This window comes from Paraburkholderia sp. AV2 (assembly GCF_054968425.1).
The window spans coordinates 1-1,154 of the sequence record NZ_JBANLK010000117.1 but is presented as its reverse complement, the minus strand read 5'-3'; the positions used below and the strand labels follow the sequence as shown (position 1 = coordinate 1,154).

Here is a 1,154-nt window from a genome sequence, read left to right as displayed (position 1 = left end):
AGCGGACGATCGAGGTCCGGCGCGGCACGCTTGAGCGCCATCAGGCTGATCGGACCGGTGAGGTACGAGATGACCGTCGCCACCGAGATCACCGCCGCCAGCGAACTCCAGCCGCGGAAGAAGAACATGAAGATGAACGACACGAGCAGGTTGAACCACATCGCGTTGCGCGGCACGCCGTAGAACGGGTGCACGTTGCCGAACATCTTCGGCATCGTGTTGTTGCGCTCCATCGCGTAGATCATGCGCGAAGTCGTCGCCATGTAGGTCGTGCCGGTGCCGCTCGGGCTCACGAACGCGTCCACGTACAGCAGGATCGCCAGCCAGTTCAGGTTCAGCGCGATCGCGAGTTCCGCGAACGGCGACTTGAAGGCGAACGTGTTCCAGCCTTTGAGCACGTCGGCGGGGTTGACCGCGCCGATGTAGGCGATCTGCAGCAGCACGTAGATCACGAGCGCGCAGACGATCGAGCCGATCACCGCGAACGGAATGCTCTTCGACGGATTGCGCGCTTCACCCGCGAGGTTGATCGGGCTCTGGAAGCCGTTGAACGCGAACACGATGCCGCTCGTCGCGACCGCCGTGAACACCGCCGACCAGCCGTAGGGCGCGAAGTCGGTCGACTGGCCGAAGTTCTCGTGGTGGAAGCCCGTCGTCATCAGACCGATGATGGTCAGGCCCGGGATGATGAACTTGAAGATCGTGATGGCGCTGTTGGCGCGCGCGAAGAGCGTCACGCCCCAGTAGTTGAGCATGAAGTACACGATCACGAGCAGCGCTGCGAGTCCCAGCCCCGAATGGGTTAATGACCCGTCGACGAAGAGCGCGTGTGCCCAGTCGTAGGGCCAGGTGCTCATATACTGGATCGAGGCTTCAGCTTCGATGGGGATCACCGAGACGATGGCGATCCAGTTGGCCCAGGCGCTGATGAAGCCCACCAGCGCGCCGTGAGAGTAGCGGGCGTAGCGCACCATGCCGCCCGACTCCGGGAACATCGCGCCGAGTTCGGCGTAGGTGAGCGCGATGGCCAGAATGACCACGGCGCCGATCACCCAGGCGCAGATGGCCGCGGGACCCGCAATCTTCGCCGCCTTCCACGCGCCGAACAGCCAGCCCGAACCGATGATCGAGCCGAGGCCCGTAAACATCAGCGC

Annotated in this window: 1 protein-coding gene; it reads right to left on the bottom strand. The window is 63.8% G+C overall.

What is annotated here, in order from left to right; genetic code table 11:
* Positions 1 to 1,154 (bottom strand): APC family permease (locus V8683_RS31335; RefSeq protein WP_462849730.1); only part of this gene is annotated, 1,154 nt, incomplete at both ends.